The organism is Formosa sp. L2A11 (genome assembly GCF_009796865.1).
In the GTDB taxonomy this organism is placed as follows: Bacteria; Bacteroidota; Bacteroidia; order Flavobacteriales; family Flavobacteriaceae; genus Formosa.
In genome coordinates this window covers 2,221,367-2,238,799 of sequence record NZ_CP047028.1, presented here as the reverse complement: position 1 = coordinate 2,238,799, position 17,433 = coordinate 2,221,367, and the positions used below count along the sequence as shown (strand labels likewise).

Annotated in this window: 15 protein-coding genes; 10 read left to right on the top strand and 5 right to left on the bottom strand. The window is 32.6% G+C overall.

What is annotated here, in order from left to right; translation table 11 throughout:
• A complete protein-coding gene (locus tag GQR95_RS09735; RefSeq protein WP_159022989.1) occupies positions 1-2,490 on the bottom strand; it encodes a polysaccharide biosynthesis tyrosine autokinase in 2,490 nt (829 codons plus the stop codon).
• Positions 2,491-2,493: 3 nt separating this feature from the next.
• Positions 2,494-3,240: a polysaccharide biosynthesis/export family protein gene (locus tag GQR95_RS09730; protein WP_159022988.1), complete on the bottom strand. Its 747-nt coding sequence runs from the start codon at positions 3,238-3,240 to the stop codon at positions 2,494-2,496.
• A 157-nt stretch (positions 3,241-3,397) separates the two neighbouring features.
• Here GQR95_RS09730 and GQR95_RS09725 point away from each other — a divergent pair, with 157 nt between their 5' ends.
• The 10 genes from GQR95_RS09725 to GQR95_RS09680 all read left to right on the top strand — a co-directional run bounded on the left by GQR95_RS09725 (position 3,398) and on the right by GQR95_RS09680 (position 15,223).
• On the top strand, positions 3,398-5,254 hold the full coding sequence (locus GQR95_RS09725) for an ABC-F family ATP-binding cassette domain-containing protein (RefSeq protein ID WP_159022987.1): 1,857 nt from the start codon (positions 3,398-3,400) through the stop codon (positions 5,252-5,254).
• Between the two features lie 194 nt (positions 5,255-5,448).
• The gene (locus GQR95_RS09720) at positions 5,449-6,051 is read left to right on the top strand and encodes an O-methyltransferase (RefSeq protein WP_370514463.1); all 603 of its coding nucleotides are present in this window, start codon (positions 5,449-5,451) and stop codon (positions 6,049-6,051) included.
• Between the two features lie 119 nt (positions 6,052-6,170).
• The gene (locus GQR95_RS09715) at positions 6,171-6,884 is read left to right on the top strand and encodes an ABC transporter ATP-binding protein (protein WP_159022985.1); all 714 of its coding nucleotides are present in this window, start codon (positions 6,171-6,173) and stop codon (positions 6,882-6,884) included.
• A 94-nt stretch (positions 6,885-6,978) separates the two neighbouring features.
• Positions 6,979-7,551 carry a cob(I)yrinic acid a,c-diamide adenosyltransferase gene (locus GQR95_RS09710; protein ID WP_159022984.1) on the top strand — a complete coding sequence of 191 codons (573 nt, stop codon included), beginning with the start codon at positions 6,979-6,981 and terminating at the stop codon, positions 7,549-7,551.
• Between the two features lie 149 nt (positions 7,552-7,700).
• Positions 7,701-7,922 carry a DUF2795 domain-containing protein gene (locus GQR95_RS09705; protein WP_019387375.1) on the top strand — a complete coding sequence of 74 codons (222 nt, stop codon included), beginning with the start codon at positions 7,701-7,703 and terminating at the stop codon, positions 7,920-7,922.
• Between the two features lie 170 nt (positions 7,923-8,092).
• Positions 8,093-11,449 carry a preprotein translocase subunit SecA gene (gene secA / locus GQR95_RS09700; RefSeq protein WP_159022983.1) on the top strand — a complete coding sequence of 1,119 codons (3,357 nt, stop codon included), beginning with the start codon at positions 8,093-8,095 and terminating at the stop codon, positions 11,447-11,449.
• A gap of 165 nt (positions 11,450-11,614) precedes the next feature.
• Positions 11,615-12,169, top strand: coding sequence for a DUF2911 domain-containing protein (locus GQR95_RS09695; protein ID WP_159022982.1), 555 nt, complete (start codon positions 11,615-11,617; stop codon positions 12,167-12,169).
• A 93-nt stretch (positions 12,170-12,262) separates the two neighbouring features.
• On the top strand, positions 12,263-12,976 hold the full coding sequence (locus GQR95_RS09690; RefSeq protein ID WP_159022981.1) for a glycosyltransferase family 2 protein: 714 nt from the start codon (positions 12,263-12,265) through the stop codon (positions 12,974-12,976).
• Positions 12,976-13,599, top strand: coding sequence for a lipid-A-disaccharide synthase N-terminal domain-containing protein (locus GQR95_RS09685; protein WP_159022980.1), 624 nt, complete (start codon positions 12,976-12,978; stop codon positions 13,597-13,599). Before GQR95_RS09690 ends, GQR95_RS09685 begins: the two co-directional genes overlap by 1 nt.
• Positions 13,592-15,223, top strand: coding sequence for a glycosyltransferase family 39 protein (locus GQR95_RS09680; protein WP_159022979.1), 1,632 nt, complete (start codon positions 13,592-13,594; stop codon positions 15,221-15,223). The genes GQR95_RS09685 and GQR95_RS09680 overlap by 8 nt, the downstream gene beginning before the upstream one ends.
• Here the strand turns inward: GQR95_RS09680 and GQR95_RS09675 are convergent.
• The 3 genes from GQR95_RS09675 to GQR95_RS09665 are packed head-to-tail and all read right to left on the bottom strand — an operon-like array spanning position 15,213 to position 17,405.
• A complete protein-coding gene (locus tag GQR95_RS09675; RefSeq protein WP_159022978.1) occupies positions 15,213-15,788 on the bottom strand; it encodes a phosphatase PAP2 family protein in 576 nt (191 codons plus the stop codon). The genes GQR95_RS09680 and GQR95_RS09675 overlap by 11 nt on opposite strands.
• 5 nt (positions 15,789-15,793) lie before the next feature.
• Positions 15,794-16,021 carry a hypothetical protein gene (locus GQR95_RS09670; protein ID WP_159022977.1) on the bottom strand — a complete coding sequence of 76 codons (228 nt, stop codon included), beginning with the start codon at positions 16,019-16,021 and terminating at the stop codon, positions 15,794-15,796.
• A 10-nt stretch (positions 16,022-16,031) separates the two neighbouring features.
• A complete protein-coding gene (locus GQR95_RS09665) occupies positions 16,032-17,405 on the bottom strand; it encodes an MATE family efflux transporter (protein ID WP_199269578.1) in 1,374 nt (457 codons plus the stop codon).
• Positions 17,406-17,433 lie beyond the last annotated feature (28 nt).

Genomic DNA, 17,433 nt, shown 5'->3' with positions numbered 1-17,433 from the left:
TTAAATCTTTTCTATAAATTCTTTTATTTTTCCGACAACACCAACCTTTTTGTCTTTTTCGTGATATGCGTTTCCGTAAACACCGTAACCATAGCCGTATCCATAACCGTAACCATAGCCATAACCGTAGTTATGATTGGTTTTATGTTTATAGAAGTTTAGTACAAAACTTATGTTTTTAACCTCACCCATACGGTATTTAGCATTTATTAAAGATAACATCCCTTTCTTAGTATAATCTAATCGTACCATAAAAATTGTAGCATCTGCAAACTGAGTTAACTGCAAAGCATCTGTTACCAATCCTAAAGGTGGAGTATCCAGAATAATCATATCGTATTCTGTACGAAGCTGAGCGATTAAATCTGTCATCATATCACTCATTAGTAATTCTGATGGATTTGGAGGTACTGGACCAGAAGGGATAACGTCTAAATTAGCCACGTTAGTATGACTTGTTACTTCTTTAAGAGAATGCTCTCCTATCAAGTAATTTACCATTCCACGTTCGTTTGTAATTTCAAAATCTCCAAAGATTTTAGGCTTACGTAAATCTAATCCTAACAATATGGTTTTCTTACCAGATAAAGCATAAACTGTAGCCATGTTAATAGACGTAAACGTCTTACCTTCACCACTTACAGAGGAAGTTACCATGATGGTTTTTCCTAATTTCTGATCTGCATTTTGCTTTTTCAAGATAAACTGCATACTCGATCTAATAGATCTAAAAGATTCTGCTACAGCAGATTTTGGTTTTTCAAATACAACAAGATTGTTATGGTATTTATATTTTCCAATAAGTCCTAATATAGGAATACGAGACAAACGTTCTACCTCGTCAGAACCATGTATAGTATTATCTAATAAATAAATAATAAAGATCATTAACATTGGTAAAAAGAAACCAACCATAAGCGCCATCATATAATTAAGCGATTTGTTTGGTCCAATTAATCCGCCACCAATATCTTTAGCATCATCTATAGATGTAATGTCTGAAATGTTTGCCGCTTTAACAATGGCTGCTTCACTTCGTTTAGCCATATATATATTATAAGCTTCTTGACTGATGTCTAGCTTACGCTGAATTTTTAAATACTGTTGCTGATCTTCAGGTAAATTACTCAGTTTAGATTCTAAATTAGCAGCTTGGCGCTGAATGCTTTTTAACTGAAGACGTATGGTTCTCTTAGTAGCATCAATAGTTTCTAACAAGACACGTTTTTCAGCATTTATTCTTCGATCTAAATCTTTAAATAAATTTGAACCTTCTTTCATCGTGTATTCTAAACTCTGGCGTTCTATTGCCAAAGCGGTAATTTTACCAACACTTTGCTGAATATTTGGTTCGTCAATACCTACTGAAGACGGTGCAGCTATATTAATATAATTTGTTTTGGTCTGAAGATATTCCTCTAAGGCATTTAAGTAACTAAGCTTAGTTTGCTCCAATTCTTTTGCCATTTCGTATTCACGTAAACGAGACGATACTTCAGTCATTTCTGCATCAACATCAAACACTTTGTTTTGCTTTCTAAAGGTATTCATCTCTTCAGAAACATCTTTCAAACTCGTGTTAACAGTAGCCAAACTACTATCTATAAATCGGATAGTATTTGTAGCATAAAGGTTTTTACGTTCTAATTCTGTTCGACTTAAAATTGCAGATGTAGAATTTAAGTAATCTACAATTTTCGCTTTATTATGACCTGATAATGACAATTTTAAAACAGAAGAAGATTCTTTAGAAAACGGTTCTGTTTTAACAGCATTCTTATAACTATTTACAACCTGATCAAAATTCAAGAACTCTACAAAATACTCAGCGTTATTTGCAATGGTTTGCTCTGGTTTGGTAAATAATGTAAAATGAGCAAATGGCAACACAACGGGTTTACCAATTGTAAACGTTTTATTAAAAGCACCTAAAGGTAAACCTACAGATTCTGTATGCTTATCTCCGTAAAACTGCATTGTTCCTTGCTCAATTTCAAATTCGTTAAAAATTTCAAACTGAGTATCATTTATAAAACGTATCCCGAGTGGTTTATTTAAAAGTTGACCTTGCCCCTGATCTATATTCACATAAAAAGGAGCATCTTTATAAATGTCTTCTTTTCTATATTTACCTTCTTTTAAATAATCTATATAAAATAAAAGTGAGTCTACAACTTTCTCGTTATGAGTTCGCGTTTGTAAAGACGTAATAACCTTTCCTACTTTTCCAGAAACACCACCCCAATTAAAGGAAATACTCGTATTTGCTGTAAAAAATGGATTTTGGTCATTTTCTATTGTAATTAAAGAATCTAATCTGTAAATGTTTGGTTTTCTTACATTTATAAGATAAGCTATAATTAAAGCTGTTCCTATACATAGTAAAACCAATTTCCAAAGATTAAGAACTTTAAATAAATACCCTCTAAAATCGAAGGTCATTCCTCCAGATTCCATTTCATCCTGATCATTATATTCGTATTGTGTCATCCGTTATAATCGATCTAATAATAATAAAGTTGTTGTTCCTAAAGTTAAAATACTTGCAATAGTCGCTATTGTTTGTACACCAGTTTCTCCTGTTCCCCAAGATTTTTGCGGAAGTGGTTTAACATAAATAATATCGTTAGGTTGTATATAATAATAAGGAGAGTTCATAACATCTTCACTCGTAATATCTAAATGATGAATTTTTTGTCCTTGCGGATATTGCCTAATAATCATAATATCTTTTCTGTTTCCCGTTACAGGAATTTCGCCTGCATTGGCAATCGCTTCAAAAATATTTACACGATCTTGAAATAAAGTATTTGTTCCAGGAGAGCCAACTTCTCCACTAACGGTGTATCGTAAACCTGTAAGTTTTACCGTTACAAAAATATTTGCTGTCTCTTTAAACTGCTCTTCAAGTAACTTTTTTTGCAAAATCTTTTCAATTTCTTCTGTTGTATACCCTAAAACATTGATTCTTCCTAGAGCAGGAACTCTAATTTCACCATGTAAATCTACAGTAAACCCATCAAAATAAGCACGCTCTTCACTGTTAGATTCTAATAAATCGTTTCCAACCGGATTAAAAATTTGAACAGCATCTTGGTCAAGTGCTTTAACTCGAATATTTAAAATATCGTAAAGCTGAATGCGGTAAGGAGACTGAGAAGCAACGACTTTCGAAATTGAGTCTGCGGCGGTTTCAGATGGCTGTAAATACACCAATTCTTTTAAAGGAACGCATCCCATAATTAAAAGACAGAATAAAATACAAGTAAATATAAAAAATTTGGTCATGAAAAGAAGTCAGATATTTAGCGACAAATATAAGTTTTCGGTAGGAATATAAAAACTAATCGTTTACTTTTTGGATATTTGCAAATCAATTATAAAATAAAGGAAACACTTGAATTATTTAACAGTAGAAAATATAGCTAAATCTTACGGAGAACTTACGTTGTTCGAAAACCTGTCATTTAGTATACATAAAGACCAAAAGGTTGCTTTTGTGGCTAAAAACGGAACAGGAAAAACATCGATACTAAACATTCTCTCAGGACTTGATCAGCCAGATACTGGGCAAATAATTTTTAGAAAAGATATTACCGTTTCTTTTTTACCTCAGGAACCCATTTTAGATCCTAATTTAACCGTAGAAGCTACTATTTTTGAAGGTGATCACGACATTTTAAAAGTAATTAGAGATTACGAAACGGCTATACATAATACAGAAGATGCAGATGCGTACCAAAAAGCCTTTGAGCAAATGGATCGTTATAATGCTTGGGATTTTGAAACGCAATACAAACAAATCCTCTCTAAATTAAAATTAGATAACTTCTCTCAGAAAGTAAGCACTTTATCTGGAGGACAAAAAAAACGTTTAGCTTTAGCCAATGCTTTAATTAACAAACCCGATTTATTAATTCTAGATGAGCCTACCAACCATTTAGATTTAGAAATGATTGAGTGGTTAGAATTATTCTTTGCTAAAGAAAACATGACGTTATTTATGGTAACTCACGACCGTTTTTTCTTAGAACGTGTGTGTAATGAAATTATAGAGTTAGATCAAGGTGAAATGTTTAGTTATAAAGGAAACTACTCGTATTACCTAGAAAAGAAAGAAGCTAGAATTACTCAAGAAACAGTAGAAACTGGAAAAGCAAAACAACTTTTTAAAAAGGAATTAACTTGGATGCGTCGCCAACCAAAGGCACGTACAACAAAATCTAAATCTAGAATAGACGATTTTCACGATATAAAACAACGTGCTAGTAAACGCCGAAAAGATCATAGTATTGAGTTAGAACTTAATATGGAGCGTTTAGGAAATAAGATTGTAGAAATACATAATGTTAAAAAATCTTTTGGAGATAAAATCATTTTAGAAGGATTTACTTATAATTTCCAACGTGGCGAACGTGTTGGTATTATTGGTAAAAACGGAACAGGTAAATCTACATTTCTAAATATTCTTACTGAAACTTCTCAACCTGATAGTGGTACAATTACTCTTGGTGAAACTGTAAAATTCGGGTACTATACACAAGCTGGTATAGATGTTAAACCTAACCAGAAGGTTATTGATGTAGTTCGTGAATTTGGGGATTATATTCCACTTAAAAAAGGGAAACAGATTAGTGCACAACAACTTTTAGAACGCTTTTTATTCGACAGAAAAAAACAATACGATTTTGTTGAAAAACTAAGTGGTGGTGAACGTAAGCGTTTATATTTATGTACTGTACTTATTCAGAATCCTAATTTTTTAATTCTAGATGAACCTACAAACGATCTTGATATTGTAACCTTAAACGTCCTTGAAGATTTCCTTTTAGATTTCCCTGGTTGTTTATTAGTTGTAACTCACGACCGTTACTTTATGGATAAAATTGTAGACCATTTATTTGTATTTAGAGGCGAAGGTGTTATTGAAGATTTCCCTGGAAATTATAGCGATTTTAGATCTTACGAAGACAGCCCAGAAATAGCGACTTCAGAAGATAAAAAAGAGAAGAAAAATTGGAAACAAGATTCTAGCACAAAATTATCTTACAACGAACAAAAGGAATACAATAATATTGAAAGCAAACTAAAATCTTTAGCTTTCGATAAAACAGAATTAGAAGCTAAGTTTACAAATCCAGAACTTTCTCAAGATAAAATTAACGAACTTTCTACTAAATTAGAAAAAATAATTCAGGAAATGGACGAAAAGGAAGAGCGTTGGTTTGAACTTGCTGCTAAAATGGAAGAATAGATTTAATTACAATTATAAAGATAGTGCTTCACCAAATTAAAGAATATCTAAAATTTTTAAAACGCTCTACTAATCAGCATGGGGTACACTCCCCTTTTGTTTATAACTTGGTTACACAATGTTTTTATAACAAAAAAAAACATGCTGATTATACGTTAATTAACAACTATAAAAAAGCGCTTTTAAAAAATAAAATGGCTATTGAAATCACAGATTTAGGTACAGGTTCTATGTATACTAAAAACAATATTCGTGCTATACATAGTATTGCTAAGAATTCTGGAGCATCTTTAAAGCGTGCCAAATTATTATACCGTTTAGCAAATTATTTTCAATTTAAAACCAGTTTAGAACTCGGCACTTCTTTAGGAATATCTACACATGCCATTGCTCTGGGACATAAAAAAGGGAACGTAATTTCTATTGAAGGTTGCCCAAAAATTGCTGCCTTTAGTAGTAAGAATTTAATGAATCATAACATTACAAATGCTGAAATTTTAGTTGGAGATTTCAGCAAAGTGATTCCTAAATTAGCACAACCTACTTTCGATTTTATTTTGTTTGATGGTAATCATAACAAAACGGCAACTTTAACGTATTTTGACATATTGTTACCTAAAATTCATAACAACACCGTTTTTATTTTTGATGATATTTATTGGTCTAAGGGTATGACTGAAGCTTGGGAAATTATTAAACAACATCCTAAAGTAAAAGTAACTGTAGACACGTTTCAATACGGCTTTGTGTTTTTCAGGAAAGAGCAAGTCAAAGAACATTTCACAATCAGATTATAATCTTTTCGGTTTAAATTTATTGTTTTCTTCATTTAAATTGTAACAAATCATAATGTTGTGCGTCTTATTTCTTATATAAATTCCTGTATCTTGCAGTAACCAATATCAGCTTTAGTTTTATGGATAACGTCATAGAAATCACCAACATTATTCGCGATTTTAAACTCGGACAAGAAACTGTTCATGTTTTAAAAGGCATAGATTTAACTATTAAACGAGGCGATTATATTGCTATTATGGGACCTTCTGGTTCTGGAAAATCTACACTTATGAATTTGCTGGGTTGTCTAGACACGCCTACCGCAGGAACATACATCTTAAACGGAAAAGATGCGAGTAAAATGACAGACGACGAATTAGCAGATATTAGAAATACTGAAATTGGTTTTGTTTTTCAAACCTTCAATTTATTACCAAGAACTACAGCATTAGACAATGTTGCTTTACCAATGGTTTATGCCGGTTATTCTAAGGCAGACCGTACAAAACGTGCAGAAGAAGTGTTAACACAGGTTGGTTTATCTGATAGAATGGACCACAAACCAAACCAGCTCTCTGGAGGACAACGCCAACGTGTTGCTGTTGGTCGTGCTTTGGTAAATAAACCATCTATTATTTTAGCAGATGAACCTACAGGAAACTTAGATTCTAAAACGTCTGTAGAAATTATGGCCCTTTTTAACTCTATACACGAGCAAGGAAATACTGTTATTTTAGTAACTCACGAAGAAGATATTGCAGAGCATGCACATAGAATTATTCGTTTAAGAGATGGGCTTATTGAAAGTGACACTAGAAACGAAAAAATCATTTTACCTCACCAAACAGTATAATCAAAATCTTAATTCATTTTTAAAGCCTAATTTTTCCATGTAACTTTGAAATGTGCCAACTATTGGCTCAATTTTAAACTTAAGCACTTGTTACATGAAAATATATACTAAAACAGGAGACAAAGGTACAACTGCACTTTTTGGAGGTACACGTGTACCTAAACATCATATACGTATTGAAAGTTATGGTACCGTAGATGAATTAAACTCTTACATCGGACTTATTCGCGATCAAGACATTAACCCGGCATACAAAGAGATTTTAATTATAATACAAGACCGTTTATTTACTCTTGGAGCAATGTTAGCCACACCTCCAGAAAAGGCCATTTTAAAAAACGGAAAAGAACGTTTAAACATTCCTAAGATTGAAGATGCTAACATTACGCTGTTAGAAACAGAAATGGATGCCATGAATTCAGAGCTTCCGTCAATGACACATTTTGTATTACCAGGCGGACACCAAACCGTGTCATTCTGTCACATTGCGCGCTGTGTTTGCCGTAGATCAGAACGTTTAGCTTCAGAATTAAATGACATCGAACCTCTAAACCCACAAACATTAACATACCTAAACCGTCTTTCTGACTACCTTTTTGTATTGGCACGAAAGTTGTCTCATGACTTACAAGCAGATGAAGTAAAGTGGATTCCTGAGAAACAATAAAAACAAATTCAAAGGAAATTATAACGCGCTTTAAGTCAAAATGTTTAGAAAAATAAAGCGTTCTTTAATTTAATGATGAAATAATTCATTTTTTACTTGACTTTTTAAACTAAAAAATTATTTTTGCAAAAAATAAAAACGAATTACAGATGTATTGGACATTAGAATTAGCATCATATTTAAGCGATGCGCCTTGGCCAGCTACTAAAGATGAGCTGATTGACTACGCAATTAGAACAGGAGCTCCTTTAGAAGTTGTAGAAAATTTACAATCCATTGAAGATGAAGGCGATTCGTACGACTCCATTGAAGAGATATGGTCTGACTATCCTACGGATGAAGACTATCTCTGGAACGAGGATGAATATTAGTATTACATAAAGAAAAGTTAAAAAGTCTCATATCGAGGCTTTTTTTTGTGCTATTCTTTATTAAACATAACAACAAAACGTATATTTGGATCCTATATTTAATAGCATTTAAAGTACATAACTGTATCTATTAAGTTATAAACTTAATAAAACCATTAACACACACACGGATGAATTTTTTGAATTCTGTACTTAAGGTATTTGTTGGAGATAAATCCAAGCAAGATGTAAAAGCCATCATGCCTTTAGTAAATAAAATTAAAACCTTTGAACAGGCGCTTGAAGCTTTATCGCACGATGAATTGAGGGCAAAAACAGCTTATTTTAAAGCTAAAATTGCTGAAGGAAGAAAGCCTTTCGAAGATCAGATTGCAACACTTTTAGAAGAAGTAAACAACACTGAAGACATAGACAGACGTGAAGATATTTATCAAGAAATTGATAAATTAAAAGACGATTCTTATACTGCTACAGAAGACGTGTTAAACGAAATTCTTCCAGAAGCTTTTGCGGTGGTTAAAGAAACAGCTAAACGTTTTAAAGACAACACAAACATTACTGTTACAGCTAGTGCTTTTGATAGAGAAATATCTGGAACTAAAGATTATGTAGTACTAGAAGACGATAAAGCGATTTGGGCAAACTCTTGGGATGCTGCGGGAAAAGCCATTACATGGGATATGGTACATTACGATGTGCAACTTATTGGTGGTATTGCAATGCACCAAGGTAAAATTGCCGAAATGCATACTGGGGAAGGGAAAACATTAGTTGCGACCTTACCTATGTATTTAAATGCGTTGGCAGGAAAAGGGGTTCACCTTGTAACTGTAAACGACTATTTAGCAAAACGTGATAGTGCATGGATGGCACCAATTTTTCAATTTCATGGTTTAAGCATAGATTGTATAGATTATCACCAACCAAATTCTGAAGAACGTAAAAAAGCATATAACGCAGATATTACTTACGGAACAAATAACGAATTCGGTTTCGATTATTTACGTGATAATATGGCGCATTCTCCAAACGATTTGGTACAACGTCCGCATCACTACGCCATTGTCGATGAAGTCGATTCTGTATTAGTTGATGATGCACGTACGCCATTAATTATTTCTGGTCCAATACCTCAAGGAGACCGTCACGAATTCACAGAATTAAAACCTAAAGTAGAAGATATTGTTTCTGTACAACGTAAATACTTAACAGGTGTTTTCGCAGAAGCTAAAAAATTAATTACAGAAGGAGACACTAAAGAAGGTGGATTTAAATTGTTACGTGTATTCCGTGGAATGCCTAAAAACAAAGCTTTAATTAAGTTTTTAAGTGAAGACGGTGTTAGACAATTACTTCAAAAAACAGAAAATCATTACATGCAAGATAACAACCGCGAGATGCCTAAGGTAGACGAAGAGTTGTATTATGTTATTGATGAAAAAAATAATCAGATTGAATTATCAGATAAAGGTGTCGAATACCTTTCTGGTAAAGACAATCCAGACTTTTTCGTAATGCCAGAAATTGGTATTGAAATGGCTAAAATAGAAGCAAAAGGGTTACCTGCAGAAGAAGAAGCGAATGAAAAAGAAGATTTATTTAGAGACTTCGGAATAAAATCTGAACGTATTCACACATTAAATCAATTACTTAAAGCCTACGCCCTGTTTGAAAAAGACAATCAATACGTGGTTATGGAAAACAAAGTAATGATTGTAGACGAGCAAACAGGTCGTATTATGGATGGTCGTCGTTATAGCGATGGATTACACCAAGCGATTGAAGCTAAAGAAAATGTAAAAATTGAAGCTGCAACACAAACATTTGCAACAGTAACACTTCAAAACTTCTTTAGAATGTACCGCAAACTATCTGGTATGACAGGTACTGCAACTACAGAAGCTGGAGAATTATGGGAAATCTATAAATTAGATGTTGTAGAAATTCCAACAAACCGTCCTATTGCAAGAGATGATAAAGAAGATTTAGTTTACAAAACTAAGCGTGAAAAATACAATGCGGTAATTGAAGAAGTTACCAAATTATCTCAAGCTGGTCGTCCAATATTAATTGGTACAACTAACGTTGAAATTAGTGAACTTTTAGGAAAAATGCTTAGCATTCGTAAAGTACCACATAATGTATTGAACGCGAAATTACATAAAAAAGAAGCAGATATTGTTGCAGAAGCTGGTCAGCCAGGACAAGTAACAATAGCAACTAACATGGCTGGTCGTGGTACCGATATTAAATTAATCGACGAAGTTAAAAAAGTTGGTGGTTTAGCAATTATAGGTACAGAACGTCACGATTCACGTCGTGTAGACCGTCAGTTACGTGGTCGTGCTGGTCGTCAAGGAGATCCAGGAAGTTCTCAATTCTATGTATCATTAGAAGATAACTTAATGCGATTATTCGGATCTGAGCGTATTGCTAAGATGATGGATAAAATGGGATTAGAAGAAGGTGAAGTGATTCAGCATTCTATGATTTCAAAATCTATTGAACGTGCTCAGAAAAAAGTTGAAGAAAACAATTTCGGTGTTCGTAAACGTTTATTAGAGTATGATGATGTTATGAACGCGCAACGTGAAGTTGTTTACAAACGTCGTCACCATGCTTTATTTGGAGAACGTCTTAGTGTAGATTTAGCAAATATGATTTTCGATACTGCAGAAAACATTGCAGAAATAAACAAAGAAGCTAACGATTATAAGAATTTCGAATTTGAATTAATTCGTTACTTCTCAATGAGCAATCCAGTAACAGAACAAGAATTTAATAAATTAACTGTTCAAGATATTGCTGCTAAAGTTTACAAAGCTGCTTTCGATTATTATAAAGCTAAAATGCAAAGAAATGCAGAATTAGCATTTCCTATTATTAAAAATGTTTACGAAACGCAAAGCGATAAATTCAAACGTATTGTTGTACCATTTACAGATGGTAAAAAAACATTACAAGTTGTAACAGACTTACAACAAGCTTATGAAAGTGGAGGAAAACAATTAATTACAGATTTTGAAAAGAACATTACTTTAGCCATTATTGACGATGCATGGAAATCGCATTTACGTAAAATGGACGAGTTAAAACAATCTGTACAATTAGCGGTTCACGAACAAAAAGATCCGTTATTAATTTACAAGTTTGAAGCTTTCGAATTGTTTAAGGACATGATTACTCAAGTAAATAAAGATGTAATTTCATTCTTATTTAAAGGAGAATTACCTAGTGAAGATACAAACGCAATTAGCGATGCAAAACATATCGCTCCTAAAAGACAAAATATAGAAACATCTAAAGAAGAGATTCCTAATTTAGATGAGCGTGCTTCACAAAGTAGAGCTGCAGGACAAACACAACATCAGCCAGAAGTTGTAGAAACAATAGTTCGTGATAGACCAAAAATTGGTAGAAACGATAAAGTAACTATTAAAAATGTAATGAACGGAGAAAGTAAAACCGTAAAATACAAACAAGCCGAGCCACTTTTAGCAAAAGGTGATTGGGTAATTACTGAATAATAAAAAGCCTTTAGGCTTTAGTTAAATATAAAAATGATCTAAGCTATTTTAATAGTCTAGATCATTTTTTTTTAAACGTATTAAATTTGTGAATTAATTAAACCTCACATTTTTAAGTTAACTATCTTTTAAAGTATCTTTACCTTCTTAAATAACAATTGTTTTATGAATAGATTTTTAAAATGGGTAATGATACTCTTATTGTTTGTAGCCATAGGAGTTTTTCTATATGCATATTTTGAAAAAAACGCTTTTAATAAAGTTTTAAGTCCGAAAGATACTGTCGAATATAAACTAAACGACTTAAGATTAGAGGTGTTTTATAACAGACCATCAAAACGCGATCGTTTAATCTTTGGAGGATTAGTACCGTATAATGAAGTTTGGAGAACAGGCGCCAATGAAGCCACTACATTTAAAACAAACAAAGCTTTAAAAATAGGAACAGATTCTTTACCTGCTGGAAAATATACACTTTGGACAATTCCTAACGATTCTATTTGGCATGTTATGTTTAATAAAAAACAATATAAATGGGGTGTAGATGAAACTATGAAAGCCATGCGCGATCCGTCTTTCGATGTTGTAGATTTACAAGTCCCTGTTGAAAAATTAAACAATTCTGTTGAAGAATTCACCATTTCTTTCGATAACTCTACAGATAACTTAGCATTAACCATGGCTTGGGACGATGTTAAAATTGTTGTTCCTTTAAAGTAAACAGACATATTTCACTGTTTCATTAACATTTTTAAATGCTAAAAATTTCTTTTCTATAAAAAAGAATACATTTGTACTTTCAAGTTTTTATCTATGAATTACCAATTCACCATTATAGTTCCTGTTTATAATGAAGAAGACAATTTATTACGTGTCGAAAAAGAGCTTTTAGCTTACGCTAAAACAGCATCTAAAACCACTAAAATTCTTCTTGTAAACGACGGCTCCAAAGACAAAAGTCAAGAACTTATAGAAACCATTTGTAAACGTTCTGAAGCTTTCGAATTTATTAGTTTTAAACAAAATAGAGGCTTAAGTGCAGCTATAAAAGCAGGTTTTGATTATACAAATACGCCTTTGGTTGGTTATATAGATTCAGATTTACAAACAGCACCTTCAGATTTTAATATATTACTTCAACATATTGGAGAATACGACTTGGTAACAGGTGTACGCTCTAACAGAAAAGATTCGTTTGTAAAAAACATGTCGTCTAAAATTGCTAATGGCATTCGCAGAAGTTTTACGCACGACGGTATGGATGATACCGGTTGCCCTTTAAAGGTTATAAAAACAGATTACGCCAAACGCATTCCTATGTTTAAAGGCTTACATCGTTTTTTACCTGCCATGATTTTACTTCAACAAGGAAAAATTATTCAAGTCCCTGTTCAGCATTTTCCAAGAATTGCAGGTGTTGCTAAATTTGGATTATGGAATAGATTATTAGGCCCTTTAGTAGATTGTTTTGCTTATATGTGGATGAAAAAGAAGTATATTAACTACGAAATTGAGACCCGTAGTTAATGAGTGATTGGATTATATATACAATAGGATTTATTGCACAAATCTTATTCTCGTCGCGCTTAGTCGTACAATGGATTACGTCTGAAAAAAAACGTAAAGTCATTACGCCTACCCTATTTTGGACGTTGAGCTTAATTGCATCTTTCCTCCTTTTTCTATATGGTTACTTACGCCAAGACTTTGCAATTATGTTAGGTCAGAGTTTAACGTACTTTATATATATCAGGAATCTTCAATTGCAAAATCAATGGCAAAAATTCCCTAAACCCATGCGTTGGTTTTTACTTTTTGTTCCGATACTTATAGTGATATACTACTACAATAATAACAAAATTGATATGACGTTATTATTCAAAAACGAAGAGATTCCTGTATGGTTATTAGTTTTAGGAATTGTATCTCAAATTGTTTTCACCTTACGTTTTGTTTACCAATGGTTATATTCTGAGAAGAAAAAAGAATCTACTTTACCTTTTGGTTTTTGGGCACTAAGCTTAACAGGATCTATACTTATTTTAATTTATGCCGTATTACGCAGAGACCCTGTTTTATTTACTGGACATATATTAGGAGCTGTAATTTATAGTAGAAACCTTGTTTTAATAAAAAAATATCATGATTAAAGTCATCGAAAAACATCCGGTTATTACCATTTGTCTATTGGTTGCAGTGATGCTTCTTCCTAATTTACACGTTATGCAAGTAACCATTATGGAAGCGCGAAATTTTATTACAGCTCGAGAAATGATAACAAATAATCATTGGTTATTAACAACCATGAATGGAGAAGCACGCTACGAAAAGCCACCTTTACCAACCTGGTTATCTGCCATATCTTCATTAATATTCGGGTTAAAAGTCTATGCATTAAGACTACCAACTGTATTTATGATTATGATAATAGGTGTTTTTGTATACCGTTTATCATTATCTATTTTACAGAATACATTACATAGTTTAGTTAATGCTTGTATTGTAGTTACTGCTTTTTATACCGTAGGAATTACTATTGAGGCACCTTGGGATATTTATGCACATGGATTTATGATGGTTGCCATATATAATCTGTTTCAACTCTTTCAAAAAGAGAGCGATTATTGGAAACACACCTTAATTGCTGGAATATGTTTAGGTTTTTCGTTTTTAAGTAAAGGTCCTGTCTCTTTATACGCCCTTTTCTTACCGTTTGTACTTGCTTATGCCTTTACATATAAGTTTAAAAAAATAAGACCTAAAACCTTCTCTATATTTAGTGTTTTAATATTAATGCTTGCTATTGGAGGCTGGTGGTTTATTTATGTACGTTTAGTAGATCCTGAAACGTTTACACATATTACACAAAAGGAAACTAGTAATTGGGGAAGTTATAATATTCGTCCGTTTTATTACTATTGGAGCTTCTTTACACAAAGTGGAATTTGGACAATTCCAGCATTTATTGGGTTACTTTATCCGTATTTAAAAACAAGAGTTCGTAATCTAAAAGCATACAAATTCAGTTTATATTGGACGATTTTTGCAGTGATATTATTATCTATAATTCCTGAGAAAAAATCTAGATATCTTATGCCCGTTTTAATTCCGTTGGCAATAAATACTGGTTTTTATATCGATTATTTAATTCAGCATTTTAAAACATTAAAAGATAAAAAAGAAACGATTCCAGTATATTTTAATTTCGGTTTAATAGCAACTATTGGAATTTTATTTCCTGTACTTGCTTATTTCGGATTAAAAGATAAACTAGACGGGTTTTGGTTGCAATACGTTATCGCTTCAGTTGTACTGTTTAGTATAGGAACTTTAATTTTTATCAACTTAAAAAAGAAAGCAATAAAATCAGTATTTTATCTAACTGTTATATTCTTCGCATCTATATTTATTGTTGCATTACCGTTATACAAAGCAATGGTTCCTGCGCATTATTATGATATATCTAGTTTAAAATCTGAAGCCAAGAAACAAGGTTTAAATGTATACGGACTAAATGCGGTATCTCCAGAAATGCTTTGGTTATATGGTAAAATTCTTCCAAGTGTAAATACAGAAGACAACCAACTAGCGTTTCCTAAAGAAAACAGTTTTGGTTTATTGTCTAATGTATTAACTGAAGCTGAAAAGCAGTCTATAAGTAAAATTTATACTATGACATTTGTGAGAACATACGACATTAATATGGCCGATGATACTTCAAAAAAACACAATTCTAGACTTGTAAACGATTACTATATTCTGACTAAAAAGTAGGGAGTTCTCTGCGTTTTGCGATATATAAATATAATTTATAAAATCCGAAACCTGAAATGACACCAAAAGTAAGTCCGCATAATAAATCTAACGGATAATGTACACCAACATAAATACGACTATAAGCTACAATTAGACTCCAAACAATTAAAAGGTAAATTGCTTTTTTGTAGAAAGGCTTTAGTAATAAACCTCCAAATATTGCTGCAGCCATAGAGTTAGACGAATGTCCTGAAAAGAAACCATAGCGTCCGCAACGTGCAGCGATATAACGCATATGTTCCATAACACCTTCTGTTCTGCATGGTCTAAAACGTTGTACAGTATGTTTTACTAAATTAGTGACTTGGTCTGTAAAGGTTATCATTAAAACAATTACAATTACAGAAACCACTAACGATTGCAAACCTCTTTTTTTATAAATTAAATATAATAATAATCCATATAGCGGTGCAAACGTAAACTCGTGAGTAATGGCTAACCAAAGCGGATCCCATGTTTCGGAACCCAAGTTGTTTAAAAATAGGAATAAGGCTTTATCTGCATTTACAAGTTGATCGAACATAAATTTTACTCTTCGTAACGAGCTACTTCTCTATCGTAAAAATCTGTAGCTTTTTTGATTAAACCTTCAGTTTCCATTTCTATTTCACGCTGATCTTCTTGATCGAAATCTTCAAACCACTCTACGTTATCATCTTCTAAATTGATAATAAAACGAGGAAATTCTGTATGAATAACAAAAATGGCGTTGGGATAATCTGTATTATCACCTAATATAAATTTTGGAAGTTCCATATCTTTAAAATTATTTGTCTAAAATTAATTGTTTTGTTAGATAATTAAATCTAATATATAATAAAATTGCTGCAGAGGTTAATCCTGCTAAAAGTCCTAACCAAATTCCAAAACTTCCCATTTGGTCTGCTTTTCCGAAATAATAACTTATAGGGAAACCAATAATCCAATACGCAATAAAGGTTATAATTGTTGGTACTTTTACATCTTGAAGCCCACGTAAAGCTCCTAAAACAACAACTTGTATACTATCGCTTATTTGAAAAACGGCTGCTGCAAGTAATAAATTAGATGCAATATGCACCACTTCAGAATTATCTGCAAAGTTTGCAACATCTTTTAAATCTACATAAATCTTAGGTAATTGTGTACGTAAAGCAAAAAACATCAAAGCAAAACATACTGCGAATAGTGTTCCCATTAAAAATAATGAAAAGGCAATGCGTCTTAACTCCTGAAAATTTCTTAACCCTTTTTGGTTTCCTACACGCACCATACTTGCCACACTTAATCCTGTTGCCACCATAAATGTCATTGAAGACAAGTTTAAAGCTATTTGATTCGCTGCCTGTGGGTTTTTACCAAGTAAACCACTTAACCACACTGCCGACGTAAAAATAGCAACCTCAAAAAGCATTTGCATTGCACTTGGTGCGCCAAGATTAAAAATACGTTTCAGCATCATTTTTTCTAAAACGAAGAATTTTATGTTAATGACGTACTCTCTAGACTTCTTATTCCCTTTTAATACCCACCAAATAAAGGCAACCATAATAAAACGAGAGGCTAAAGTACCATAAGCTGCGCCTACGATACCGTAAGCAGGTGCTCCTAATTTTCCAAAAATAAACATATAGTTTAAAACTACATTTACAACATTTGCTATAATTGTAGCATACATAGGATACTTTGTCATAGACATCCCATCGCTAAACTGTTTAAATCCCTGAAAAATAATTAATGGTATTAACGAGAAACCAACAAGATCTAAATAAGGAATCGCTAACTCTACAACCTCTACAGGTTGTTTCATTAAGTACATTAATGGTTTAGCAAAATAGAGTAGTAAAAAAAGTAAGACGCCTAAAACGGTACATAAAAATAGTCCGTGTTTAAACGCAGATTTACCAGACTCAAAATCGTGAGCTGTATCCGCTTCTGCTACCAAAGGTGTAATGGCTGTAGAAAAACCAATTCCAACAGACATTGCTATAAACATAAAACTATTACCCAAAGATACCGCAGCAAGTTCTGCAGTACCTAATTGGCCAACCATAATATTGTCGACAAAACTAACAAATGTATGACCAAGCATACCAAGCATTACAGGAGCTGCCAGCTGCCAATTATATTTAAATTCTTTTGTATATTGAGATAAAAACACGCCTTAATTTTTAGTTGCGCAAAGGTAG